This is a genomic window from Streptomyces sp. NPDC048671 (genome assembly GCF_055587045.1).
Genome location: NZ_JBVJHB010000013.1, coordinates 13632 through 36015 on the forward strand (window position 1 = coordinate 13632; position 22384 = coordinate 36015).

General features: G+C 69.4%; 26 protein-coding genes. 15 read left to right on the top strand and 11 right to left on the bottom strand.

Translation table 11 applies throughout. The features are described from left to right. Positions 1 to 16 precede the first annotated feature (16 nt). Complete coding sequence (locus tag ACZ6S6_RS25580) at positions 17 to 517, bottom strand: RICIN domain-containing protein (RefSeq protein WP_362962219.1); 501 nt, start codon at positions 515 to 517, stop codon at positions 17 to 19. A 526-nt stretch (positions 518 to 1043) separates the two neighbouring features. On the opposite strand from ACZ6S6_RS25580, the gene ACZ6S6_RS25585 reads away from it, so the two are divergent. Then, on the top strand, positions 1044 to 1397 hold the full coding sequence (locus tag ACZ6S6_RS25585) for a hypothetical protein (protein ID WP_362962217.1): 354 nt from the start codon (positions 1044 to 1046) through the stop codon (positions 1395 to 1397). A 142-nt stretch (positions 1398 to 1539) separates the two neighbouring features. On the opposite strand, the gene ACZ6S6_RS25590 is transcribed toward ACZ6S6_RS25585, so the two are convergent. The 3 genes from ACZ6S6_RS25590 to ACZ6S6_RS25600 form a co-directional block, all read right to left on the bottom strand. Further along, positions 1540 to 1764 (bottom strand): hypothetical protein, encoded by a 225-nt coding sequence (locus tag ACZ6S6_RS25590; RefSeq protein WP_362962215.1) that lies wholly within the window; start codon positions 1762 to 1764, stop codon positions 1540 to 1542. 140 nt (positions 1765 to 1904) lie between these two features. Next, positions 1905 to 2408, bottom strand: a complete 504-nt coding sequence (locus ACZ6S6_RS25595) for a hypothetical protein (protein ID WP_362962213.1) — start codon at positions 2406 to 2408, stop codon at positions 1905 to 1907. Between the two features lie 161 nt (positions 2409 to 2569). Continuing rightward, positions 2570 to 2770: a hypothetical protein gene (locus ACZ6S6_RS25600; RefSeq protein ID WP_362962211.1), complete on the bottom strand. Its 201-nt coding sequence runs from the start codon at positions 2768 to 2770 to the stop codon at positions 2570 to 2572. A gap of 242 nt (positions 2771 to 3012) precedes the next feature. Between ACZ6S6_RS25600 and ACZ6S6_RS25605 the strand changes: the two genes are divergently transcribed. Both ACZ6S6_RS25605 and ACZ6S6_RS25610 read left to right on the top strand, forming a co-directional pair. Beyond that, positions 3013 to 3981, top strand: a complete 969-nt coding sequence (locus ACZ6S6_RS25605; RefSeq protein ID WP_469707044.1) for a helix-turn-helix transcriptional regulator — start codon at positions 3013 to 3015, stop codon at positions 3979 to 3981. A gap of 200 nt (positions 3982 to 4181) precedes the next feature. Beyond that, a complete protein-coding gene (locus ACZ6S6_RS25610) occupies positions 4182 to 4964 on the top strand; it encodes a thioesterase family protein (RefSeq protein WP_362962207.1) in 783 nt (260 codons plus the stop codon). Positions 4965 to 4985: 21 nt separating this feature from the next. Here ACZ6S6_RS25610 and ACZ6S6_RS25615 read toward each other — a convergent pair whose 3' ends face one another. Next, the gene (locus ACZ6S6_RS25615) at positions 4986 to 5576 is read right to left on the bottom strand and encodes a DUF1707 SHOCT-like domain-containing protein (RefSeq protein ID WP_362962205.1); all 591 of its coding nucleotides are present in this window, start codon (positions 5574 to 5576) and stop codon (positions 4986 to 4988) included. Positions 5577 to 5642: 66 nt separating this feature from the next. Continuing rightward, positions 5643 to 6047, bottom strand: a complete 405-nt coding sequence (locus tag ACZ6S6_RS25620) for a hypothetical protein (RefSeq protein WP_362962203.1) — start codon at positions 6045 to 6047, stop codon at positions 5643 to 5645. 72 nt (positions 6048 to 6119) lie between these two features. Between ACZ6S6_RS25620 and ACZ6S6_RS25625 the strand changes: the two genes are divergently transcribed. Continuing rightward, positions 6120 to 6947 carry a helix-turn-helix domain-containing protein gene (locus tag ACZ6S6_RS25625; protein WP_469707045.1) on the top strand — a complete coding sequence of 276 codons (828 nt, stop codon included), beginning with the start codon at positions 6120 to 6122 and terminating at the stop codon, positions 6945 to 6947. After that, on the top strand, positions 6944 to 7192 hold the full coding sequence (locus ACZ6S6_RS25630; protein ID WP_469707046.1) for a DUF397 domain-containing protein: 249 nt from the start codon (positions 6944 to 6946) through the stop codon (positions 7190 to 7192). The genes ACZ6S6_RS25625 and ACZ6S6_RS25630 overlap by 4 nt, the downstream gene beginning before the upstream one ends. A gap of 534 nt (positions 7193 to 7726) precedes the next feature. Here the strand turns inward: ACZ6S6_RS25630 and ACZ6S6_RS25635 are convergent. Next, a complete protein-coding gene (locus ACZ6S6_RS25635; protein ID WP_469707047.1) occupies positions 7727 to 9085 on the bottom strand; it encodes a hypothetical protein in 1359 nt (452 codons plus the stop codon). 182 nt (positions 9086 to 9267) lie between these two features. Here ACZ6S6_RS25635 and ACZ6S6_RS25640 point away from each other — a divergent pair, with 182 nt between their 5' ends. Genes ACZ6S6_RS25640 through ACZ6S6_RS25670 form a run of 7 tightly spaced genes read left to right on the top strand, consistent with a single transcriptional unit; the run spans position 9268 to position 16390 of the window. Further along, entirely contained in the window at positions 9268 to 10254 is a 987-nt protein-coding gene (locus ACZ6S6_RS25640) for a glycosyltransferase family 2 protein (protein WP_469707048.1), read from the top strand. Next, positions 10254 to 11498 carry a methionine adenosyltransferase gene (locus ACZ6S6_RS25645; protein WP_469707049.1) on the top strand — a complete coding sequence of 415 codons (1245 nt, stop codon included), beginning with the start codon at positions 10254 to 10256 and terminating at the stop codon, positions 11496 to 11498. The genes ACZ6S6_RS25640 and ACZ6S6_RS25645 overlap by 1 nt, the downstream gene beginning before the upstream one ends. Continuing rightward, positions 11495 to 12397 carry a sugar phosphate isomerase/epimerase family protein gene (locus ACZ6S6_RS25650; RefSeq protein ID WP_362962191.1) on the top strand — a complete coding sequence of 301 codons (903 nt, stop codon included), beginning with the start codon at positions 11495 to 11497 and terminating at the stop codon, positions 12395 to 12397. Before ACZ6S6_RS25645 ends, ACZ6S6_RS25650 begins: the two co-directional genes overlap by 4 nt. After that, on the top strand, positions 12394 to 13425 hold the full coding sequence (locus ACZ6S6_RS25655; protein WP_469707050.1) for a Gfo/Idh/MocA family oxidoreductase: 1032 nt from the start codon (positions 12394 to 12396) through the stop codon (positions 13423 to 13425). The genes ACZ6S6_RS25650 and ACZ6S6_RS25655 overlap by 4 nt, the downstream gene beginning before the upstream one ends. Before the next feature lies 1 nt (position 13426). After that, positions 13427 to 14293, top strand: coding sequence for an AAA family ATPase (locus ACZ6S6_RS25660; protein ID WP_362962187.1), 867 nt, complete (start codon positions 13427 to 13429; stop codon positions 14291 to 14293). Next, the gene (locus ACZ6S6_RS25665) at positions 14293 to 15912 is read left to right on the top strand and encodes a carbamoyltransferase family protein (RefSeq protein WP_362962185.1); all 1620 of its coding nucleotides are present in this window, start codon (positions 14293 to 14295) and stop codon (positions 15910 to 15912) included. The genes ACZ6S6_RS25660 and ACZ6S6_RS25665 overlap by 1 nt, the downstream gene beginning before the upstream one ends. A 22-nt stretch (positions 15913 to 15934) precedes the next feature. Beyond that, complete coding sequence (locus ACZ6S6_RS25670) at positions 15935 to 16390, top strand: NUDIX hydrolase (protein ID WP_362962183.1); 456 nt, start codon at positions 15935 to 15937, stop codon at positions 16388 to 16390. A 177-nt stretch (positions 16391 to 16567) separates the two neighbouring features. Here the strand turns inward: ACZ6S6_RS25670 and pspAB are convergent, their stop codons facing one another. Together pspAB and htpX are read right to left on the bottom strand one after the other, a co-directional pair. Continuing rightward, positions 16568 to 17149, bottom strand: a complete 582-nt coding sequence (pspAB, locus tag ACZ6S6_RS25675; protein ID WP_362962181.1) for a PspA-associated protein PspAB — start codon at positions 17147 to 17149, stop codon at positions 16568 to 16570. Between the two features lie 9 nt (positions 17150 to 17158). After that, complete coding sequence (gene htpX / locus ACZ6S6_RS25680) at positions 17159 to 18070, bottom strand: zinc metalloprotease HtpX (protein WP_362962179.1); 912 nt, start codon at positions 18068 to 18070, stop codon at positions 17159 to 17161. Between the two features lie 284 nt (positions 18071 to 18354). On the opposite strand from htpX, the gene ACZ6S6_RS25685 reads away from it, so the two are divergent. Both ACZ6S6_RS25685 and ACZ6S6_RS25690 read left to right on the top strand, forming a co-directional pair. After that, positions 18355 to 19575 (top strand): cytochrome P450, encoded by a 1221-nt coding sequence (locus tag ACZ6S6_RS25685; protein WP_362962178.1) that lies wholly within the window; start codon positions 18355 to 18357, stop codon positions 19573 to 19575. Between the two features lie 35 nt (positions 19576 to 19610). After that, positions 19611 to 19799 (top strand): ferredoxin, encoded by a 189-nt coding sequence (locus tag ACZ6S6_RS25690; RefSeq protein ID WP_123462335.1) that lies wholly within the window; start codon positions 19611 to 19613, stop codon positions 19797 to 19799. 144 nt (positions 19800 to 19943) lie between these two features. On the opposite strand, the gene ACZ6S6_RS25695 is transcribed toward ACZ6S6_RS25690, so the two are convergent. Next, positions 19944 to 20666, bottom strand: coding sequence for a pyridoxine/pyridoxamine 5'-phosphate oxidase (locus ACZ6S6_RS25695; RefSeq protein ID WP_469707051.1), 723 nt, complete (start codon positions 20664 to 20666; stop codon positions 19944 to 19946). A gap of 78 nt (positions 20667 to 20744) precedes the next feature. Here ACZ6S6_RS25695 and ACZ6S6_RS25700 point away from each other — a divergent pair, with 78 nt between their 5' ends. After that, positions 20745 to 21023, top strand: coding sequence for a type II toxin-antitoxin system Phd/YefM family antitoxin (locus ACZ6S6_RS25700; RefSeq protein ID WP_469707052.1), 279 nt, complete (start codon positions 20745 to 20747; stop codon positions 21021 to 21023). A 112-nt stretch (positions 21024 to 21135) separates the two neighbouring features. Here the strand turns inward: ACZ6S6_RS25700 and ACZ6S6_RS25705 are convergent, their stop codons facing one another. After that, complete coding sequence (locus tag ACZ6S6_RS25705) at positions 21136 to 22305, bottom strand: thiolase C-terminal domain-containing protein (protein WP_469707053.1); 1170 nt, start codon at positions 22303 to 22305, stop codon at positions 21136 to 21138. Between the last annotated feature and the right edge of the window lie 79 nt (positions 22306 to 22384).

Here is a 22384-nt window from a genome sequence, read left to right on the forward strand (position 1 = left end):
CGGCTGAGGGCGCGTGTCAGTTCACCAAGGCGGGGTTCCACTGCTGGTAGGGGTTGTCCGCACCGTATTCGTGCAGGTAGACGTTGCCCTTGGCGTTGGAGTCGAGTGCCAGGTTGCCGCTGTAGTTGTCGAGCATGCGGAATTTTCCGCCGGCAATGGTTTCCTTCCACGTGTCAGTGCACTTCGCGTTGGTTTCGAGGACGGTCGGGTTGAAGAAGGGGTCTTTCTTGGCCAGGCATCGGCGGGTGGCCACATTCCGGAGTACGACCTGGCCGCCGCTTTCCGCACGTTCCCATTGCTGGTAGGGGTTAGTTGAGCCGCACCCCTTGGTGTAGATATTGCCCTTGCTGTCGGAGTCGAGGCAGAGCCCGGTCTGCACGTTCCGGTACTGGAAGGTGACAATGTTTCCGGCGGCCTGGGCGGAATTTTCGGTGGCATGGGCGGCCGGGGCCGTGCCCATGGTGAGCAGGATGCCTGCTCCTGCAGCGGTCAGGACTCCGGTTATCTTCGCGCGCATGCGCATAGGACCTCTTCTCCGAATGACGCGGAATTTTCCATGCCCTGCGGTTCCCGGTGCTGCGCTCTGAGGTCGAACGCAATGAATCGTGAGCGAGTTGCGCCGGGTGATGTGCTCGTGGTGAATCCGAACGGGAATTGCTCACGCAGGGGTGTCCTGTCCGTCCGGGCCGGGGGGTGCTGGCTGAAACGACATGGTGAACGCGCCACCATCCGGCGCCAACAGCACTGCCCGGGAAGCCTTCTGGCATCCCGGGCAGTCTCCACAGACACACGGTTCACATCCACACCTCTCCGCCGAGCTTCTGCCCGCCGGCCCAGGTCTGATCCTGCGAGGGAGGTTGATGATGACCAGCGCCGCTAACGCTCTGCTAATGAAATACTAACGCAGGGTGAGATTCGGTCAGATTCGATCAAAGCACCGGGCGGAATGAGCCATTCCTTGGTGGACATCTCTCCGGCTGATCAGGCTGGCCGGATAGTTTCCGCCATCAGCCACGTCCGATCTCACGAGGGTGGTCATATCGATGAACAAGAAGGTTCTGGGTACTCTTGCCGCAGCCCTGTTGCTCGGTTCGGCTTCTCCGGCCAGCGCCGCGGAAAGGCCGGATCTGATGACCTTGGGGCAGGGAACCATGACGCTCGGAATCATCTATGAACACGTCGACTATTCCGGGGCGATACTTGAATTCCGCGGAAACTCGTGCGCCGCGTACTTCGAGCTGCCGGACATGTGGAAGGAGATAACTTCTTCCGTCAAAAGCATGAGTTGCAGAATGGGCATCCAGGACAAGTACAACAACTACCTGAAAGTGGGATGGGAGCCTCGGCTCGGCGAGTTCAACGACAGGGCCACCAAAGTCCAGTTCACCCAGTCCTGAGGGTAAGCACCGCCAGTCCTGAGGGTAGGCACCGCAGCCATCGGCAGTGGACGGGAACCCCAGCTCTGCGAGTGGAACGACAAGAGCTCTGCGAGTGGAACCACAAGACCGTTGTCGTCCGGTTCACCTGGCCCCTTTCGTGTCAGCTTCGGCGCCACCCCCGCAGTGGCAGCTCGGTGATCACCTCGTCAACCCTGGCTGCGACGTATTCAGCTGAGGCGTGTGTGTGCAGACCGAGAATTGCGTAGCCGGTCCCGCATCCCAGGATTCCGATCGACCACTGGGGCGGGAGGCGGGCGATGATGCGCAGGCACGCCAGCTCGGGGGCGGCTTCGGGCGGCCCGGCGATGTGGACCCGGTGTTCCACGGCCGCGTCTCCTTCGGATCGCGGGCCCTGCGGCCCTGGGGTGGACACAGCGTGGGCCGGTTCCCGTGAGGTGGCCGGCCCGTGCTGCGTAAGGGGCGAAGTTCCAGAAGGACTCAGGAGATCGGATGGGGCGGTCGAGCTCAGCCGAACGTCACGGTGTTGCCGTTGCGGGTGTACCAGCCGCCGAAGCCCCAGTTGAGCCAGCCGCCGTCGCCCCGGTTGACGATCGTGCCCGACTTGAAGGCGAGGACCCGGTAGGTGGCACTGCCCTGGGTGACACGGGCGTTGGCGACCAGCCCGTAAAGCTCCAGGGAGTAGTCGAGCTTGTCATTGATGACCATGACGCTGTAGCCCGGGTACGACTTCAGGGTCTCGTCCACCTGCCGCTGTACGAACTCGGGCCGCTGCTTCTCCAGAATGAGGTCGCTCAGCACGTTCCCGATGCATTCTCCGATGCGCCCCATCGCATCGACGAAGATCTCCGTCCGGTATCCGCCGGCCATCATCTCGGCCTGCTGAGAAACGGCCCGAGCCTGTGCGGGCGCCGGATTGGTGGCGGCCTGGGCGGTGGCGGGCAGCAGCAGGCCGGCGGCGGTGACGGCGCCGACGACGGTGAGGGCCGCGCGCTTCAGGTTCTTCGACATGGTGTGCTCCTTTGAGGATGTTCCGGGCACAGGGATGCCCGGTGAAGGTGGGTGGAGGGGTGGATCAGGAAGTGGCGGGAGACCTGCCGGGACACGCTGTCCGGACGAGTCGGCCCGAGCGGGAGGTGAGAGCCGGTCCGTCCGCGCTCACCCCGGCCCGCTCATCCCCAGTCGTTGGTCAGCGGACCGACGACGGGGATGGGCGTGGGCTCCGGAGCGGGCTCGGGCGCCTCGGTCCGACCGGTGGCGGCTGCGGCCGGGCGGGCCGCGTCCACGCCGTCGGCCTGGGCGGCCCCCGCGCCGCCGAACACCAGGAGTGCGGTGACGGTACCGAGCGCGAGACGGGATCCGATGCGGTTCACGGGTTACCTCCTGGGTTGGCGGTGGCGCTGGACGGGGGCGTTCTGCTCGGGCCCTCCCGCTGTTCTCGTTCCGGCGGGCCGCCCTCACAAGAAGAATGTTGCCCGCCGGGAAGGGCCTTCGGCGGGGGCCGACCGTGCAGCAAACGGCCCGGTTCCCGTGCACTTTCCTGCACGACCCCGCCACCGGCACCGGACAGTTCGCAGCCCTCGTACGCAGTTCGCCCCACCGGTGTGCTTCGGGGGTGGCGATGAAGACCGGCGAAGCACCCAACTCCCTTGGCTTCCTGCGTGTTTCAGAGCAGGAGGAACAGCTCTACCTCGCGCTGCTGAGAGACCGTGACGACACCACCGGCCACGACCCGGCCACACTCACCCGCGTCCTGGAACTGGGCATCGTGGTGCGCACGACGTCTGGTGGCCTGCGGGCGCTCTCACCCAAGCGGACCCTCGAAAGGCTGATTGAGCATCAGGTCGGCCAGCTCAAGGACGGCCTTCAGGAGACCGCCCGGCTCAACAAAGTAGCCGAGCACCTGAGCGCGGACGGCACTCCTGCGGATGCGCCGGGCCCGCTCAATCCCGTGGTCCAGCAGATCGAGGGCCTGGAGGCCGTACGCAGCGTCATCGACGAAGTGACCTTCTTCGCGCACACCGAGAACCTGACGACCAACCCGGTCGGGGTGCTCTCCGCGGAATCGATCGAGATATCGCGTCCGATCGACCTGCGAATCCTGCGCCGCGGGGTGCGGATGCGGACGCTGATGGCGTCGGCCTGCCTACAGGACGAGAAGACCATCGCGTACTTGAGGGAACTCGCCACCCGTGGCGCCGAGATCCGTATCTCCGCACACCCTCTCGAACGGATGATCATCTGCGACCGGGCCGTGGCCCTGACCCCGCTCGACCCCGACAACACGGCCCGCGGAGCTCTGCTGACACGAGAACCAGGCCTGGTGAGCACGGTGGTCTCACTCTTCGAACGGATGTGGGCGGCAGGCCAGGAGCTGCCCGAGGAAGCCCTGCCCTCCCTCACCGAGACCGAACGGCGAATTCTCGAAACCCTCTATGTCGTCGACAAGGACGAGACAGGAGCGCGCCAGCTCAACATGGCACTGCGCACCTACCGCAAATACGTTGCCCGCCTCATGGACAGACTCGACGCCGACAACCGCTTCCAGGCCGCACTCCGCGCCCGCGAACGCGGCTGGATCTGACTGCGCCTCGATCCTGGAGAACTCCTATTTTCCCAGGTCAGAGTGCATCTCCACGTTCATGTCCAGGCACTGGACGAACCATCATCCGGTGGATCGGGGCTCAGGGCCCGTGGCGCTGCGGGGACCCGGGCGGCGGGCGGCGCGGGTGCGGTGTCAGGCTGGAGGTTTCCTGATCCGCACGGCCGCGAGGGACGCACCCGATGAACACCGGCAGCTACTACGAGCGCATCGACGCACACCACTACAAGCCCACCGCCCACGCGAGCGGCGCGTGGAGCACGGACGAAGTGCACTTCAGCCCGCTCGGCGGCCTCGTCGTCCACGCCATCGACCAGCACCTGGCCGACCGGCCGGGGGACGGACTCCTGCTCTCCCGGATCAGCTTCGACATCCTCGGCCGGCTCGCCCTCGACGAGTGCGAGATCCGGGTCGAGACGATCCGCCCCGGCCGCACCATCGAACTGGTCGAAGCCGTCGCCCTCATCGCCGACCGCCCCGTCGTACGCGCGAGAGCCTGGTGCCTCGCCTCCGGCGACACCGCAGCCGTCGCCGGGGGCGCCGCCGACCGGCTCACGGCCCCCGAGACACTCGCGCCCTGGGCCATGGCCGAGGTCTGGCCCGGCGGCTACATCGCGTCCATCGACGTCCGCCCCCTCGCGCCGCCCCAGCCGGGCCGAACAACCGCCTGGATCTCCTCGCCGCTCGACCTCGTCGCGGGTGAGCCCGTCAGCACGCTCGCGTCCTACGTCGCGCTCGTCGACACGGCCAACGGCATCGCCGTACGCCAGCACCCCACCGCCTGGACGTTCCCCAACGTCGACCTGACCATCCACCTGCACCGGCAGCCCGAAGGCCGCTGGACCGGGCTCGACACCACGGTCGTCTTCGGTCCGACCGGCCAGGGCATCACCAGCACCGTCCTGCACGACATCAACGGACCCATCGGCCAGGCCCAGCAGATCCTCACCGTCCGGCCCTCGTAGTACCGTCCGGCCCCCGCCCGCTCAGCGCGCCTGGTCCTTGCGCTGCCTGCGGCGCTCCAGGAGGTTGGGGTGGCGGATGATCACGCCGCCCATGCCGCACGTGCCCGTGAGCCGGATCAGCGGCGCGCCCGGCAGCCGCTGGTCGGACGTCTTGTCCTTGAGGCCGCCGAGCGAGGGATTCAGCCCGTCGGTGTTCGCCTGCCAGCCGACCGGGATCACGATCCGCACCCCGGCCATCTGCGCGTTCACCTCCACCTCGATCTCACGCAGCGTGCACTCCGCCCGCGTGAAGTCGAGGCGTACGCCGCCCATGCCGCCCTGGGCGTGAATCCGCGGCGGCACCTTCCAGCGACCGGTCCGCTCCGCGCCGTGCATGCCGCCCCGCAGCACCAGCGGCTCGCCCGAGTCGAACACGGCCGGCCCGAGGTCATCGGTGAGCGGCACGAGTTCGCCGCGGGTCTTGGCCACGAGAGCCTGACCCAGCCGGGTGTCCAGCTCTTCGAGGTCGATCCGGCCCTCGGCCGCCGCCTCCCGCAACTGGTCCACGACCGCCTCGCGGTCGGCGTCGGAGGCACGCATACGGCCGGCGGATCGCGAGGGCTCTGCAGTCATGCACCTGATGATACGGACGCCCTCACACCCGGCGGCGGCGCTCGCCCCGGCCGGTCACTCCTCGGGTTACTCCTCGGGTACGAGCTGCGCCGTCACCACTCCGTACAGCAACTCCGCGTCCACGAAGTCCCCCTCGTCCGGCGCCCCGCACCGCCAGCTCAGCGGATATGTGTTGCCGTACGCCGCCGGAATCCCCACGTACTGGTCACGGGCGGCCGGCCCGAAGCACTTCGCGCCGGGCGGCCAGCCGAACCCCTGGCTCGCACCGGGCGCCAGCAGGAAGTACGTCCACCGCGCCCCCGCGATCTCCCGCACGACGGGCCCCGGATCGCCGTCGGTGAGGGTCGCCAGATGGTGCAGCACTGCCTCGCCCCGTACGCCGCGCAGCCGGATCGCGTCGAAGTGAATGCCGGACAGATGGAGTTGGAGCCCAGAGGCGGGTACCCATTCGGGGAGTTTCTTCTGCGTCATGGCTACGAGCATTCCGTTGGTTGCGTAGCGTGACCAGCAGGACACGGTCCACATCAAGGTGATGTGGGAAGGGTGGTGGTGGCTGTGGGGACGAGCAATGAGCCGTCGCAGGTGCGGAGGCTGGTGGGGGACCTGATTCGCATCCATCGGGTGCGCGCGGGGCTGACCCAGAAGGACGCGTCGGAGAAGCTGTTGGTGTCGGAATCCCTGCTGGGGGCGTACGAGCGGGCGGAGCGTATTCCGGCCCTGGAGTTCCTGTGCGACGCGGACAAGGTGTTCGACGCGGGCGGGGCGTTGCGGGCGTGTGCGGAGTTGGTGGACGGGGAGAAGTATCCGCCGAAGTTCCTGGACTGGGCAAAGTTGGAGCGGGCCGCGCGGGTCATCAGTGCGTACGAGACGATGCTGATCCCGGGGTTGCTTCAGACGGAGGAGTACGCGTACGCGCTGCACCGGGCGCGCGTACCGGCGTACACCGAGTCCCAGATCGTCCGCCTCGTCGAAGCGAGGCTGGAACGGCAGGCGGTGCTGGGACGCACGACCCCGCCACACATCGGGTACGTCATCGAGGAATCGGTCCTGGACCGGACGCTCGGCGGGCCCGAGGTGCTGAAGGAGCAACTGCGGCACGTTATCGACTGCATTGAGCGGTTCAACCACCTGACGGTGCAGGTGATGCCATCGGCCCAGCACACGCACGCGGGGTTGAACGGGCCCATGCAGTTGATGTCCACAGCGGAAGGCCGCAATGTGCTGTTCGCGGAGGGGCAGGGCGGCGGTAGGTTTATCCCGAAGCCGGAGCAGGTGAGCGATCTGTTCGACCTCTTTGGCATCTTGCGAGCCCAGGCACTCAACCCCTGGAAGTCCGCGGAGATCATCGAGACGAAGGTGGGACAACTGTGAGCCACGGACCCGGACTAACCTGGTTCAAGTCCAGCTACAGCGGCAACGAGGGCGGCGAGTGCATCGAAGTCGCCTACGACTGGCACAAGTCCAGCTACAGCAACAACGAGGGCGAAGCCTGCGTAGAGGTAGCCGCCTGCCCGCACACCGTCCACGTCCGCGACTCCAAGGTCACCGACGGGCCGGCCTTCGCGGTCGCCCCCGCCGCCTGGACCGCGTTCCTGCGGCACGCGGCGAACGGCTGATCACAGCCCCGTAGACGCGGAGCCGCCCGGGGGTTCGCCGTGCGACCATGCGCGCGCGGTGGAGTACACGTTCTGCGAGCAGGGCGTCGTCACGATGCTGATGGTGGCGCCCGTGGCCGGGGTGTGGGCGGGCGGCTGCTGGCGGACGCGGCGGCCTCCTGCGTCACCCCGAAGCTGTTCACCCGTGACGTGAGCCCCCGCGTACCGCACGGGAATCGCTGTCCCCCTGCCGCTGCCTATGCTCGGGGATACCGTGCGACGGACAGATCGACTCCCGAAGCGCTCGATCGGATACACCGGACATCCGTAGTCCAGGGCCTGGAGAAGGCGCTCGCACTGGCCCACCAGTTCAAGGAGGCGGTGCCCGAGACGCCGGTCATCCTGGCCGTGCACGAGCTCAAGCGCGCCTCGCGAGGAACGCGGCCGAGTCGATGACGCTGTCCGCCGAGCTCCAGGCCGGCGACATTCAGCTCGAACTCCTCGTTCCCGGAAGTCACCAGCTGAGTCTTACGCAGCGGGACAGAGGCGGACTGTTCAGGCGCTCATCTGTAGGAATTCGCGTACGGTCCGAACCTCGCGATGTGGGGCGAGCTGGTCGCGGAGGTCGGTGAGGGCGTCGGAGGGGCGGACGGAGTTGACGCTGCTGTTCTGCTGTAGCGCTTCGGCAGCCGTGGCACAGGCTGCATCGACGTCTCCGAGTTCGAGATGGGCGCGGGCTGTGCGGGTGAGGTAGAGCAGGCCGTCGCGTACGTGGCCGGCGGCGCTGTACTCGGCCTGCTGGGCGGCGGCGAAGCTGCGCAAAGCCCGGCGTGGGTCTCCGAGGTCGAGAGCGGAGGAGCCCGCCAGCATCTCGATTTCGCCCTCGGTGATCGAGTAGGCCCAGGGCGGGTCGTCGTCGTGAGTGCCTTTGGCGAAGGCATCACAGGCTGCGTTGATCTCTCTGGCGCAGCCCTTCAGATCGCCGGTCTTGGACAGGGCCCGTCCGGCACGGGCGTGGAGCAGGGCACGGACGCGGGGCGTGGTCGCTCCCGTCAAACGGTCCTGGGCGGTCCGTACGAGGTTGATGGCGTCCTGCGGGTTTCCCTTGGAGTAGGTCTGAATCGCCATGAAGTTCAGGGTATTGGCGCCGACTTCGGGGTCACCGGCGGAGGCGGACGCCCGCAGGGAGGTGATGTAGAAGCGCTGGGCCTGTGCGTGCTGGTCGGCGTCGAAGTGCAGCCAGCCGCAGATGCGGGAGGCTTCGGCGAGGGTGGAGAACAGACGTTGGCTGATACCGCTGTCGCAGGTCGTGTTGCTGGCATAACCGCTGAGGAGCTGGTATTCCGCCACGGCCGACGGGAGCAGGTCGCTGCCGCTGAGGACGTCGTCCAGGTGCCGTAGATCGTCCAGGCGCCGTTCGAGGCGGGTCATCATGTCCGGGTCCAGGCGGCGGCCGGGGGCAGCGAGAGGGCGCGGGAGAGCAGTGACCGCGTTGCTCCAGTTCATTGCGATGCCGGACAGCGTCGCACCGCTGGAGATCAGGAATCCCCGTCGGTCCATGGCCCCTCCCAGAGCGGCAGCCGCTACTGCTGCCACGGTACCCGCAGGGGACCAGGGGTTGTCGAGTACTGGGCGGTCGCCGGGGAAGGCGAGCAGGAGAAATCCGGGCCAGCCGAGTTCGGTGACGGCTGTCGGCGGGATGCCGTGGAGGCGTGCCATCGCGTAGCGGGTGGGTTCGTCGGGTTCGTTGACGCCGGTCTCCCAGCGGGAGACCTTTTCCCGGCGCTTGGCCATCCGGCCGTACCCGAGTGTGTGGTGTGCGTCGTCGAGCCGGTCCAGGTATTTCTCACCGGTCAGGCCGATCTCGGAGCGCAGTGCGGCCAGCGGGTGCAGTAAGAGCGGCTGGACGGTCATCGCAGTCTTCTCCTCACGCGACATCCTCTCGATGGCCCGCACAGTAGCCATTTGCCCGGCCGCCGTGGAGCGGTTCGGAGAAGGCTCAGCAACAGCGCAGCAACAGGATTTGCCTTCCCGGACCGGGGTGGGTGGCGGTGCCATGGGACCCGTCGTACACGTCGTGTGAAGGAGGGAGCGCCATGGGCGAGTTGGACGCACCGCTGGTGTCGGTCGTGGTGAGCGCCCGCGGGAACACCGCGCGGCTGCGGAACCTGCTGAATGCTCTTGCCCGCCAGAGCATGCCCGCGGGCGGGTTCGAGGCGGTGGTCGTGGACAACGACCTCCCCGGACCGGTCCGCCCGGTTGCCGAGGCGGTGAGGGAAGGTACTTGGCCGTTCGCGGTACGGGTGCTGTACGAGCCGACGCCGGGCCTGAGCGCGGGGCGCAACAGAGGGATCTGTGCGGCCCGGGGACGCTACGTCGCCATCACCGATCCGGACATCACCCCCGAGCCGGATTGGCTGCGGACCCTGGTGACCGCGATCGAGGAGGAGGAGGTGTTCGCCGTCGGCGGCCGCACCGTCGTGGAGTACCCCGGCGGTGAGGTGACCGCGCTGACGAAGGCCCTGCGCGAGTGCCACGGCGCGGTGGACTGGCCCGGTCACCGCGAGCTGGCCATGTGGCCGTACTGGGTCACCGGCTGCAACCTGCTGTTCGACCGTCAGACCGCGCTCGGCATCGGCCTTTTCCGCACCGACCTGGGACGCCGGGGCCGGTGGCTCGGGGACTGCGAGGACCTGGAGTTCGTGGACCGCGCCCGCCAGGCCGGTCATCAGACCCTCATCGAGCCTGCCGCCGTCGTCTCCCACCCCGTCTACCGGCCGGAGACGACCCTGCGGTACTTCGTCCGCCAGGGCGCCGGCCACGGGGTGTGCGTTGCTCGGATGCACCTGAGTGTGCGCGTCGAGCCCGCCGCGATCCAGGCCGGGTGCGAGGCCCTGCACCAGGCCGTGATCGGACTGGCCGCCGGATGGACCTTCCTGGACCGCTCCCGCGCCGTGGAGTCGGCCCGCGACCTGTCCCGCATCGGGGCCTACCACCTGGAGCGCGGACGTCTGCGGCTGCTCGGCCGCCGTCCGGTCGCGCTCGCCCAACTGCCTGTCCAGAAGACCAAGGAGAGCTACTGATGGACGTCATCACGACCGCAGGGCTGTACCCCGCCGCCGCTGAGAGCGCCGTCGAGGTGATCGAGCGGAAGGGCTCCGGCCACCCCGACACCCTCGCCGACGGCATGGCAGAGGCGATCTCCCGCGCCTACAGCGCGTACTGCCTGGACCGCTTCGGTGCGATCCTGCACCACAACACCGACAAGCTCGCGTTGCTGGGCGGCGCCGCCGACGTGGCGTTCGGGCACGGCGAGATGACCGCCCCGATCCAGGTCCTGGTCAACGGGCGGATCACGACCGCGCTGGGCGAGGAGAGCATCCCCGTCCAGGACATCGTCACCACGGCGGCGCGGGAGTTCCTGGGCGCCGCTCTACCGATGCTGGACACCGACCGGTGGGTACAGGTCAGGCCCCGGCTGACCCAGGCGTCCAGCCCCGGAGCGGTCAGCGCCGGCGCGAACGCCGACCGGGAGGCATCCCGGCAGCGCTGGTTCGCCCCGCGAAGCCTGGACGACCTCGCCGAGCGGCACCGGCTGTTCTCCAACGACACCTCCGCCGGTGTCGGCTACGCACCCCTGGGCATCGGGGAACAGCTCGCCGGCGGTATCGAGACCCACCTGAGCAGTGAGAGCTTCCGCGCCGAGCACCCGTACTTCGGCACGGACATCAAGCTGATGGTCGTGCGCACCGGCACCAGCGTGCGCCTGACGGCGTGCGTGCCGCAGATCGCCCGCCACACCCCGGACCTGGACACCTACGTCGACCGCCGTGCCCTGGCCCGGGAACTGATCACGCAGACGGCCGCGCGGATCGCGCCGGGCATGGACGTCGAGGTCTTCGTCAACACCCGTGACCAGGACCAGCGGCCCGAGCTCTACCTGACGGCCACCGGATCGTCGATCGAGTCGGGCGACGAGGGAGTGGTCGGCCGGGGCAACCGCTCCAACGGGCTGATCTCGATGCTCCGCCCCTGGTCGGCGGAAGGCGTCTCCGGCAAGAACCCCGTCTACCACGTGGGCAAGCTCTACAATCTGGCCGCCACGGAGGCCGCCCGTCGGCTGCACGAGGAGACCGGGCTGGAGTGTGCGGTCGCTCTCGTCTCGCAGTCCGGCCGAGACCTGGCCGACCCGTGGCAGGCCGTCGTCCAGACCTCCGGACCGACCCCGTTCCTGGCCGCAGATGCCCGCCGTGTCCTCACCGCGGTAATGGAGGACCTGGGGAGCCTGCGGGAGCAGCTGCTGGCCGGGAAGCTGGCCACCGCATGAGCGCCCGCCCCGAGGCCGTCGCCCTGTTCCGGCCATGCCTGAACCCCGCCACCCTCTCCGGCGTTACCCTGCCCGACTTCTTCGCCCTGGCGGCGGCCGCCGGATTTGAGGCGGTCGAGCTGTCCATCCAGCAGGCCCAGGCCCTGGGCGCCGTCCGGGTGCGAGACCTGCTGGCCGAGCACGGGCTGAGGGTGGCGGCTGCCAGCGGCATCCTGCCCGCCGGACCCGTGCTGCCTGCCCCGCTGCTGGTCGACAGCGCGGCGTACGACGAGCACCTTCAGACCCTCCCTGAGCGGCTGAAGACGTTCGCTGAACTGGGCTGCCCCGTCGCCACGACTGTCCTCAACCCCTTCTCCGCGCTCGGCCAGGGCGAGGCCCTGGTCGTCGCACGCCGGCGGATTGTCCAACTCGCCGACAGCGCAGCCGCATACGGTGTGCGGCTCGCGGTGGAGGCCGTCAGCGTCGTGGACGGACTGCCACCCGAACTCGACGGACCCCACCCGGTGGCCGCCACTCTGCCCGCTGTCGCCGAGCTGCTGCACGAGAGCGGTACCGAGAACGCTGCTGTGCTGGTCGACTCCTTCCATTGGGCGGTCGCCGGAGCCGATCCGGACCACATCAGGGCCCTTGGCGCGGGCGGGGTCGCTCACGTGCAGATCGCCGACGTCCCCCACACCGGCACCCCGTACGGCTGGACGGACAGCCTTCGGCTGTTCCCCGGCGACGGAGCCCTCAACTGGCCTGCCTTCGCCGACGCGCTCACTCAGGTCGGCTACACCGGGGCCACCTCGGTGGAGCTGTTCAACCCCGTCCTGCGGGGCCTGCCCGAGGACGAGATCGCTGCCCGTTCCCATCACGCGGCCACCGGCTGCTGGGCCCCCCAGGAGACACCGCGATGAGCTCGCCGACCCGGCCGTGGAGGCTGGCCGTCGCCGGATGCGGCGCCGCCGCGTTCGGTCTCCACCTCCCTCTGCTCACCTCCAGCACCGCCTTCGAGGTGACGGCACTGGCCGACCGCGACCCCGCGCGTGCCCGCGCCGCCGCCACCCGCTTCGCCGTGCCCCGCGTCGCAGCGAACACGAAGGATCTCCTCGACGGCGCGGACATGCTGGTGATCCTCACCGGTGTCCACGAGGACCTGATCGAAGGGGCGCTGGACGGACACGTACACGTCTTCACCGAGAAGCCGGTCGGCCTGGACGTCACCGGCACCCGCAAACTGGCCGCCCGCGCGCAGGAGGCGGGACTACTGCTGGAAGTCGGGGTGATGCGCGCCCACGACCCGGCCCTGCACGCCGCCCTCGCGGCAGTCCCCAACCCGGCGGGCGGCTGGCTCATCAAGGCCGACGGCGTGGACGAGGCCGCCCGACGGCGCCTGCTGCCCCCCGGCTTCAGCCCGTACACCTTTACGGACGACCCGACCCAGGCGGTACCCGAGCAGCTTGCCGACCCGCACCAGGTCACCGCACTCCAGATCTTGCTGTGGCAGGGCTACCACCTGCTGACCGCCCTGGCCCTGGCCGTCCCCGGCGTCACACCGGCCGCGTGCACCCTAGACGCCGACGGCCAGTCTCTCCACGCGCTGCTGTACGGCCCAGCTGCCGAGCCCTTCACCCTGGTCATCAGCGCCACGGCACCAGGCCGCTTCCTGGAGCAGATCCACTTCAGCGGCTCGGTGGACGCGGCCACGGTCGACTTCGCCCGCCCCTACGAGCCGCCCACCGAGACGCGCGTCACCACAGCCACCGGCGAGCAGAGCGGGTTCCCCGACCCGTTCGCCACTATGTGGCAGGCCGTCAGTGACCGGCTGGCCGGACAGTGCCCGGCCGATCTGCCCACCAGCGCCGCACTCGCGGTACGGGTGGAAGACCTCGCGTTCGCACTGGCCGCCATCTGCCGCCCAGGCCCGCATCCCCGGAAGGACTGACATGCCCACCGACGCCCCCGTACTCGTACTCGACGGGCCCCCCGGAGCCGGCAAGACCTCTCTGCTCGCGCGGATGGTGCCCGTCCTGGGCGACGAGTGCCTTTGGTTCACCGAGCCCAACGCACGGCTGAGCACCGGTCTCCAAGCCCCCGTGCACCCCTCCACCGCGGGGCACAGCCTGTGGTTCCTACGGCACGAGCTGGACAAGGCCCAGGCAGCCGCCCGACTCGCCGCCGACCCCGACACCCGGCTGCTGATCTCCGACCGCAACCACCTCGGCGCCCTGGCCTACTGCTGGGCGACCCGCGCGGACGACAGCCTCCCCTACCGCACCGCCCGCGACTTCTACGCCCGCCACATCGCCCCCGCCCTGCCCGAGCAGGTCCTGACCGCGATTCTCCTCGTCAGCCCCGGCGAGAGCCTTACGCGCCGGGGAAACGTGGCCGAACGGCCCCGCTGGAAGCAGTGGTTCGACGAAGGACTGCTGGAGCGGCTGCACACCTTCTACACCGACATCGCCCCGACCCTGTGCCCCACTCCACCACTGATCATCAAGACCGACGGCACCACCCCAGACACCGTCCTCGCCCAGGTCAGCGGCTTCCTGGCCGATGCCGGACTTACCGACACCGCAACGAAGCTCACCACCGCCCCGACCCCGGACACCCACCCGGCACTGGACCCCCGCTTCCGGGCCGTTTACGACGCGCTCGGCGGGCTGGAGTCCTTCGGTCACCCCTTCACCGACCCGCTCGACCATCGCGGCAGCACGGTGCAGCTGTGCCAGCTCGGCACCCTGTACCGCGACCCGGCAGGCCACACCGGGCTATGGGACCTGCTGGCCGGACTCGAACAGGAGGCCGCCTGATGACTGCCCGAACCCCGGTCGTGGCCGGCATCAACCTCGGCCACGACGGCGGCGCCGCCCTCATCACCGACACCACGATGGTCGCGATCAGCGAAGAACGCCTCAACCGCACCCGCTACAGCCCCGGCTGGCAGGCCGCCCTCCTGTACTGCCTGCGCGCCGCCGACGTACGGCTGGAGGACATCGACCTGATCGCCGTCAGCGGCATCGGCCACCACCCGCCCACCGCCAGTGAGACCGGCCTGTCCCACCTCGGCGTCGACCCGGCAAGGATCGTCCCTGTCGACCACCACCTCAGCCACGCCTACACGGCGTACTGCCTCAGCCCATATGACAAGGCAACTGTCCTGGTAGTCGACGGCGGCGGCAACAACCACGACACCGAGACCTACTACGCCGCCACCCCCGACGGAATTCACCGCCTCGGCGGCAACCCGCCCACCCGGCCCCGTGCCGGAGGCATCGGCGCCACGTACGAGGCGTACACGAACTGGCTCGGGTGGCACGAGCAAGAGGCCGGGAAAACGATGGCCCTCGCCTCATACGGCGACCCAGGCACCTACCAGGCCCCGCTGTTCGACGTCACCGACGCCACCGTCCACGGCAACCTCACCCGCACCCACGCCGCAGGCGTCGCCGAACTCGCCAAACGCACCGGCGCCGACTTCGGGCCGCCCGGCAGCCGGGGCGAGCACCCGCGCGGAACAGATGCCGCCGCCTACGTCCAGGCCCAGACCGAACAGGCCTTGTGTGCCCTGGCCGAACAGACCATCGCCGCCACCGGCCTGAGCAACCTGTGCTTTGCCGGCGGTGTAGCCCTCAACTGCGTGGCTGCCGACAAACTCCGACGCCTGGACGCGGTCACCGGGTACTTCGCGCCGCCGGCATCCTCCGACCGGGGCCAGGCACTGGGCTGCGCCCTCTACGCGTGGCACCAGCTGACCGGCGACCTCCCGCGCCGTCCGCTCACCCACGACTACTTCGGCCGCACCTATACGGACACCGAGATCGAGCAAGCTCTCACCCGTGACCCACGCTCCGGACTGGACGAGTGCCGTCGGACGCCGTACCGGTGGCGGCGCGAAAGTGACATCGCAGCCACCGCCGCGCAGATGATCGCCGCCGGAAGGATCATCGGCTGGTTCCAGGGCGGCAGCGAACTCGGCCCCCGTGCCCTCGGCGGCCGCAGCATTCTTGCCGACCCCCGCACCACGGCGAACTCCGAGGCGCTGAATGACCGCATCAAGCACCGCGAGCCGTTCCGCCCCTTCGCGCCCGCCATTCTCGCCGGCCACGCACACGAGTGGTTCGAACTCGACGTGCCCAGCCCCTTCATGCTGATCGCCCCACCGGTCAGACCGGACCGGGCGGACCAGATCGCGGGAGTCGTGCATGTCGACCGAACCGCCCGCGTCCAGACCGTCGACCCGGGGGCGTCCCCGGTCTTCGCAACCCTGATCAAACACGTCCACCAGATCACGGGCGTTCCCGTCGTGCTGAACACGAGCTTCAACGACCGGGAACCCATCGTGGAAACCCCGGCCCACGCCCTGGCCACGTTCCAGGCGTGCGACCTGGACGCCATGTGCATCGGGGACTATCTCGTCGAGCGCAACTGAACCAGCCTGCCAGACTGGACCCATGAACACTCTGCCCCTCCGGGAGGCGGCCCGAGCCGTCGTTCTCGACGCCCGCCAGCGCGTCCTGCTGCTGCGCTACGAAGAGAACGGCGGCTTCTGGGCCACCCCCGGTGGCAGCCTGGAATCCGGTGAGGACTACCCCACGGCCGTCCTGAGAGAGCTCGGCGAAGAACTCGGGGCCACGGACGTCCTGCTGGTCGCACAGATCGCTGAACGCAGCCAGAACCATCCCGTCGGCGGCCGCGAGGTCCGCCAGGTCGAGAAGTATTTCCTCGCGCGTATCGCGGCCTCCGACATCGACCAGTCCCGCGCTACCCAGACCGACAACATCCAATCCAGCCGCTGGTGGACCCTGAGCGAACTACGCGCTACCAGCGAGACGGTCTACCCCAGCGGCCTCGCCGACCTCATTGCCGACATTCTCAGCAACGGCACACCAGAACAACAGCTGTCCTGAGCCGTTCGACCTGGTCGAACACGTTGTCCACGGATTCGGGGCGGAGATCAACCGTACGAGCCACAGGGACCGACATGGCCGTGATGGTAGAAATTCGGGGTCCGGGGTGCGGTCAACACGGCCACACCCCGCATGACAACGGGTGAGGAAGATCCGTACCTCCTGAGCTGTGCTGCCTCACAGCCCCGGCGCCCCCCACACCGGGAACCACCGGGCCAGGTCCTTCTCCACGCGGAGGTCGTCCCCGAGGGCGGCCCGGACCTGGAGTTCGAGTTCGTTGTCGCGCTTCTCGCCGCCCGGCAGCGGGGCGAAGGGGTAGAACGTGCCGCGCTTGTAGAGGTAGACCAGCGCCAGCGGCCGTTCCCGCTCGTCCCGGAAGCCGATCAGTGAGCAGAGGAGCTGCGGGCCGAAGCCGCCGTCCTGGAGCAGCGTGTTCACCGCGTGCAGGTCGTTGACGAGCGAGGCGGTGTCCTCGGCTGCCTGCCGGGCGAGCAGCCAGGTGTAGCCGTAGGAGTCCCGGCTGAACTCCACCGGGATTCCGCCGCTCGCGGTGTCCGCGTCCAGCAGCTCCCGTACGTCCTGCTGGATCCGGGCGAAGGTGCCGCCCTCCACGCCCGCGAAGCACACCGAGCCGAGGCCGGTCGGGACGAAGCCCGTCGCCGCCTGGAGGGTGAGGGCGGCGGACGGGACGGCGAAGAGCTGGTCGAGGTCGGGGCGGACCGGTTTGCTGCGGCCCAGGATGGTGTCGAGCAGGCCCATGGACGCTCCTTACGGGCGGGCGAGGTCGGCGGAGATACGGGCCAGCTGGTCCAGGCGCTGTTCCAGCGTCGGGTGCGAGGAGAGCAGCCGGCCCAGGCTCTGCTTGGAGGAGAAGGCCGGGACGAAGTAGAAGGCGTTGTACGGCTCCGCCTTCCGCAGGTCCTCCGTCGGGATCCGGGCCATCTGGCCGCTCACCTTGGTGAGGGCGGAGGCGAGGGCCGAGGGACGGCCGGTGAGCAGTGCGGCGGTGCGGTCGGCGGACAGCTCGCGGTAGCGCGACAGCAACCGGGTCAGCAGGAAGCTCAGTGCATAGACCACCGCGCTGACCAGCGGAATCAGCATGATCGCGATGCCGATGGGGTCGTTGCTCCGGCTGGAACGGGAAAGTCCGCCCCACAGGGCGACACGGGTGATGATGCCGGCGAGTACGCCGAGGAACGAGGCGATCGTCATGACGGCGACGTCACGGTGTGCGACGTGCGACATCTCATGGGCGAGCACGCCCTCCAGCTCCTCGGGCTCCAGTCTGCGCAGCAGACCGGTGGTCGCGCAGACGAGGGCGGTCTTCTCGGAGCGGCCGGTGGCGAAGGCGTTCGGTACGTCGCTCTGGGCGATGGCCACTCGCGGTTTGGGCATGTCGGCGAGGGCGCAGATCCGGTCGATGGTGCCGTGCAGTTCTGGCGCCTGCTCCGGGGTGACCTCGCGGGCGCCCATGCTGAAGGCCGCGATGCGGTCGCTGAACCAGAACTGGGCGATGAACATCCCACCGACGATGATCAGGATGATCGGCCAGGCGCCGCGCAGCACGGCGAGCAGTACGCCGACCAGTACCACGTACAGCAGACCGATCAGGAACATGGTGGAAACCATGCGTGTGGTCAAGCCGCGGTCCGGTGCGTACCGGCTACGGGTTCGGGTCATGGGTGACCTCCAGTCCTCATCTGCTTCCCATAGTGCTCCTCGGCGGTTGGAAGCGGATAAGGGCGACCGGTAAACAGACGGGTAAATGGACCGGTGAGGCGACCGGTGAGGCCACGGGTGAGGCCATCGGTGGGGCGGCCGGTAAACGGGGGGTGCGGTTCCGGCCGTCGTTCGATGGGTGGATACGGGGGATTTGGCCGAACAACGCCTAGCCCATCTAGGTGCCTCGGGCATCTAGTGGGGGTGATCGGCAGGACTCCCCTCATCTCTTTGCGAGGTCCTCCATGGCAGAGACCGAGACCGTCACCTTTCCGCAGAACCGCACCTGCCCCTACCACCCGCCGACGGGATATCCGAGTGAGAGCCGGGGGCAGCAGTCGGTGACCCCCGTCCGTATCTACACCGGCCGGACCGTGTGGCTGGTGACCGGTCACGCCGAGGCGCGGTCGCTCCTGGCGGACCCCAGGCTGTCGTCCGACCGGGAGCACCCCGAGTTCCCGCTGTTCGCCAAGCGGCAGGCCGAGACCACCCAGCGGCGCGTGGAGCTGATCGGCGTCGACGATCCGGAGCACAACGTTCAGCGCCGGATGCTGATCCCGAGCTTCACGGTCAGGCGGACGGCGGCCCTGCGGCCGCAGATCCGGGCGACCGTGGACACCCTGCTGGACGCGATGGTCGAGCAGGGTCCGCCGGCCGACCTGGTCAACGCCTTCGCGCTGCCGGTGCCGTCCATGGTCATCTGCGCGCTGCTCGGGGTGCCCTACGGGGACCACGAGTTCTTCGAGGCGCAGTCGCGCAAGCTGCTCCGCGGCCCGGAGGCCTCCGATGTCGAAGTCGCGCGGGACGCCCTCGACGAGTACTTCCGGGTACTGATCGAGCGCAAGCGGCGCGATCCTGGCGACGGGCTGCTGGACGAGCTGATCGCCAAGCAGCTGGAGACCGGGGCGGTGGACGGCGAGGAGCTGGTGCGGCTGGCCGAGATCCTGCTCGTGGCGGGCCACGAGACGACCGCGAACATGATCTCGCTCGGCACCTTCACCCTTCTCCAGCACCCGGAGCAGCTGGCCCTGCTGCGCGCCGCGGGTTCCGGTACCGATGACGAGCCCGGTCCTGGGATGCCTGCCGCGGTGGAGGAGCTGCTGCGGTTCCTGTCCATCGCGGACGGGCTGTCGCGGGTGGCCGTCGAGGACATCGAGGTGGGCGGGGTGACCGTCCGGGCGGGGGACGGCGTGCTCCTGTCCACGTCGGTGAGCAACCGGGACGAGTCCGTGTACCCGGCGCCCGATGAGCTGGACCTCGGCCGCAACGCGCGCAATCACGTGGCGTTCGGGTTCGGTGTCCATCAGTGCCTGGGCCAGAACCTGGCGCGGGCCGAACTGGAGATCGCGCTGCCCGCCCTCTTCGAGCGTCTTCCCGGTCTGCGGCTGGCGGTGCCCGCCGAGGACGTTCCGTTCAAACCGGGGGACACGATCCAGGGGCTCCTGGAACTGCCCGTGACGTGGTGACCGAAATCCGACCGGAAGGCCCTGCTGGGATGCAGATCAAGATCGATATCGACCGGGACGTGTGCATCGGCGCGGGGCAGTGCGCGCTCGCCGCGCCGAAGGTGTTCACCCAGGACGACGACGGGTTCAGTGAGCTGCTGCCCGAACCGGGAGACGCCCTCGCCGGGCCCCTGGTCGGTGAGGCGGCCCGCGCCTGCCCTGTGCAGGCGATCACGGTGAACTGAGCGGCCGGGCGGCTGCCCCGCACAGCACGGGGGCGGGGCGGCCGCGGGTCCGTCTGCCGGCCCGGCCGTCTGCCCGCCGGCTCGCCCGTCCGCCCGTCTGCCCGTCTGCCCGCCCGTCTGCCCGTCCGCCCGGCCGTCCGCCGGTCAGGGCCAGAGCAGCTCCCGCTGCCAGGCCCCGGCGGGCTCCGAGGTTTCTGCGGCCCCGGCCCCCGCCGCCCCGGTCTCCCGGTGGTAGCGCAGCCGGATGTGCCGGCGCCGCGCGTCGCCCTGGAAGAACTCGACCTCGTACGGCTCGACCACGTACCGCCTCCAGCTCGCCACCTCCGCCTCCGGCTCCTCACGCGCCCGGTCCCAGGCGGCGTCGGAGGCGCGGTCCAGCTCGGCGGACGAGCCCAGCACCTCGCTCTGCCGCCCCACCAGCGCGGAGGCCAGCGCCCCGGTGGAACGGGCGTGCAGATCGGCCCGGCTCTCGGCGGCGGAGCACACGGTGACCGGTCCCCGCACCCGTACCTGCCGTCCCTGCGCGGGCCAGTAGAAGCCGAGGGCGGCATGGGGGCGGCCGGCGAGCTGGCGGCCCTTCGCGCTGGTGGCGTGCGTGGCGAAGTGCCAGCCGCGCTCGTCCGCGTCGTGCAGCATCAGGGTGCGCACATCGGGCCGGCCCTCCGCGTCGGCCGTGGCCAGGGTCATGGTGTGCGGCTCCACCTGCCCGGCGGCCACCGCCTCGGTGAACCAGGAGTGGAAGAGGGGGAGCGGGGCCCGGGGCGCGGCGGCCGGGTCGAAGGCGGGCAGCTCGATGTCCCACACACGCTGGGCGTGGAGCAGATCACGGAAGGCGTGCTGTGCGGCGGAGGCGGATGCGTCGGTCATGCGGCCATTGGACCTCATGGTCCGGTCGGCACCGAGAATGATGTGGCACGAGGAGTCACGCGGGGCCACGCTGAAGCCATGAAGACCATTACCCTGCGCGAGCTTCGGAGCCGGTCCGCGGATGTCATGGACGCTGTGGCAGAGGGCGAGATCTTCCGCATCACCCGTAACGGGACAGAGGTCGCGGAGCTCCGGCCGCTCACGCGCATGCGGAGGCTGAGCGCGGAGGAGCTGGTGGCCCGGCACCGGAGGCTTCCCCGCGTGGACGGTGCGCTGACGCGTCGCGAAGCGGACGAGTTCTCCGGTGACGATGACCGGGCCGGGGACGACGATCCGTGGGAACGTGCGCGTGGCTGAGCGCCACCGTGCGCGCGGCGTGGACGGAGAAGCCGGCTCACCGTCGTCGCAGTGTGATCCGGCGAGGCCCGGGGCCCGAGATCCCGGCTCCTGACCACCCCACCCCGCCCCCTCACCCCCGCCCCAGCACCACCGTCCCCGACGAGCAGAACCAGCCGCCCGTCCCCGACGCCACCGCCAGCTCCGGCAGTCGCCCGCCCGTCTTGCGGACCTGGCGGGCCCCCGCCTCGCCGCGTAGTTGGCGTACCGCCTCCACCAGCAGGAACAGTCCGCGCATCCCGGGGTGGCAGGCGGAGAGGCCTCCGCCGTCGGTGTTCACCGGGAGCTCGCCGGTCAGACCGGTGCGGCCCTTCTCGACGAACGCGCCGCCCTCGCCCTTCGCGCAGAAGCCCAGGTCCTCCAGGGTCACCAGGGTCATATAGGTGAACGCGTCATAGATCTCGGCCAGATCGATGTCGGCGGGCCGCACCCCCGCCCGCTCGAAGGCCAGCCGGCCCGACACGGCGGCGGGGGAGACCGTGAAGTCGTCCCACTCGGACATCGCGGAGTGCGAGACGTGCTCGCCGGTGCCGAGAATCCAGACCGGGTCCTTCGCCGTGTCCGGTACGTACTCCTCGGCCGCCAGCAGCACCGCGCAGCCGCCGTCGCTGCGGATGCAGCAGTGCAGCTTGGTGAACGGGTCGGCGATCATCGGGCCCGACAGCACCTCGTCCACGGTGACCGGATCGCGGAACATCGCGTCCGGGTTGGCGGCCGCGTTGGCGCGGGCCTGCACCGCCACCTCCGCGAGCTGCTCCAGGGTGGTGCCGTACTCGTGCATGTGGCGGCGCGCGGCCATCGCGTACTTGGCGATCAGCGAGTGCCCGTACGGCACCTCGAACTGGAGCGGGCCGCGGGCGCCGAAGGAGAGGTTGGACGTGCGGCGGCCCGCCTTGATGTCCGCGCGTGCCGTCGATCCGTACACCAGGAGTACGGCGTTGGCGCGGCCCGCCGCGATGGCGTCCGCCGCATGGGCCGCCATCACCTCCCAGGTCGAGCCGCCCACCGAGGTGGAGTCCACCCAGGTGGGTTTCAGCCCCAGGTACTCCGCGACCTCGACCGGGGCGAGCGTGCCGAGACCGGCGGAGGCGAATCCGTCGACGACCGACCGGTCGAGACCAGAGTCGGCGAGCGCCCGGCGGGCGGCCTGGGCGTGCAGGGCGTACGGCGTGGCGGTGTCGACACGTCCGCAGTCGGCGAGGGATATGCCGACGACAGCGACCTTGCGGTGGGAAGAAGGCATGAATCTGACGGTACATCAGATTGGGATCGGGTGAACCGGCTCGCGACAGTGGGATCTTGTGGGGCGTCGCGGTGCGCGG

Excerpts from the sequence above, each read along its gene's own strand:
- ACZ6S6_RS25580 (WP_362962219.1), bottom strand. The coding sequence starts at position 517 with ATGCGCGCGAAGATAACCGGAGTCCTGACCGCTGCAGGAGCAGGCATC.
- ACZ6S6_RS25595 (WP_362962213.1), bottom strand. The coding sequence starts at position 2,408 with ATGTCGAAGAACCTGAAGCGCGCGGCCCTCACCGTCGTCGGCGCCGTC.
- ACZ6S6_RS25670 (WP_362962183.1), top strand. The coding sequence starts at position 15,935 with ATGAACACTCTGCCCCTCCGGGAGGCGGCCCGAGCCGTCGTTCTCGAC.
- htpX (WP_362962179.1), bottom strand. The coding sequence starts at position 18,070 with ATGACCCGAACCCGTAGCCGGTACGCACCGGACCGCGGCTTGACCACA.
- ACZ6S6_RS25660 (WP_362962187.1), top strand. The coding sequence starts at position 13,427 with ATGCCCACCGACGCCCCCGTACTCGTACTCGACGGGCCCCCCGGAGCC.
- ACZ6S6_RS25695 (WP_469707051.1), bottom strand. The coding sequence starts at position 20,666 with ATGACCGACGCATCCGCCTCCGCCGCACAGCACGCCTTCCGTGATCTG.
- ACZ6S6_RS25665 (WP_362962185.1), top strand. The coding sequence starts at position 14,293 with ATGACTGCCCGAACCCCGGTCGTGGCCGGCATCAACCTCGGCCACGAC.
- ACZ6S6_RS25655 (WP_469707050.1), top strand. The coding sequence starts at position 12,394 with ATGAGCTCGCCGACCCGGCCGTGGAGGCTGGCCGTCGCCGGATGCGGC.
- ACZ6S6_RS25645 (WP_469707049.1), top strand. The coding sequence starts at position 10,254 with ATGGACGTCATCACGACCGCAGGGCTGTACCCCGCCGCCGCTGAGAGC.
- ACZ6S6_RS25685 (WP_362962178.1), top strand. The coding sequence starts at position 18,355 with ATGGCAGAGACCGAGACCGTCACCTTTCCGCAGAACCGCACCTGCCCC.
- ACZ6S6_RS25615 (WP_362962205.1), bottom strand. The coding sequence starts at position 5,576 with ATGACTGCAGAGCCCTCGCGATCCGCCGGCCGTATGCGTGCCTCCGAC.
- ACZ6S6_RS25650 (WP_362962191.1), top strand. The coding sequence starts at position 11,495 with ATGAGCGCCCGCCCCGAGGCCGTCGCCCTGTTCCGGCCATGCCTGAAC.
- ACZ6S6_RS25585 (WP_362962217.1), top strand. The coding sequence starts at position 1,044 with ATGAACAAGAAGGTTCTGGGTACTCTTGCCGCAGCCCTGTTGCTCGGT.
- ACZ6S6_RS25635 (WP_469707047.1), bottom strand. The coding sequence starts at position 9,085 with ATGACCGTCCAGCCGCTCTTACTGCACCCGCTGGCCGCACTGCGCTCC.
- ACZ6S6_RS25705 (WP_469707053.1), bottom strand. The coding sequence starts at position 22,305 with ATGCCTTCTTCCCACCGCAAGGTCGCTGTCGTCGGCATATCCCTCGCC.
- pspAB (WP_362962181.1), bottom strand. The coding sequence starts at position 17,149 with ATGGGCCTGCTCGACACCATCCTGGGCCGCAGCAAACCGGTCCGCCCC.
- ACZ6S6_RS25640 (WP_469707048.1), top strand. The coding sequence starts at position 9,268 with ATGGGCGAGTTGGACGCACCGCTGGTGTCGGTCGTGGTGAGCGCCCGC.
- ACZ6S6_RS25610 (WP_362962207.1), top strand. The coding sequence starts at position 4,182 with ATGAACACCGGCAGCTACTACGAGCGCATCGACGCACACCACTACAAG.
- ACZ6S6_RS25700 (WP_469707052.1), top strand. The coding sequence starts at position 20,745 with ATGAAGACCATTACCCTGCGCGAGCTTCGGAGCCGGTCCGCGGATGTC.
- ACZ6S6_RS25620 (WP_362962203.1), bottom strand. The coding sequence starts at position 6,047 with ATGACGCAGAAGAAACTCCCCGAATGGGTACCCGCCTCTGGGCTCCAA.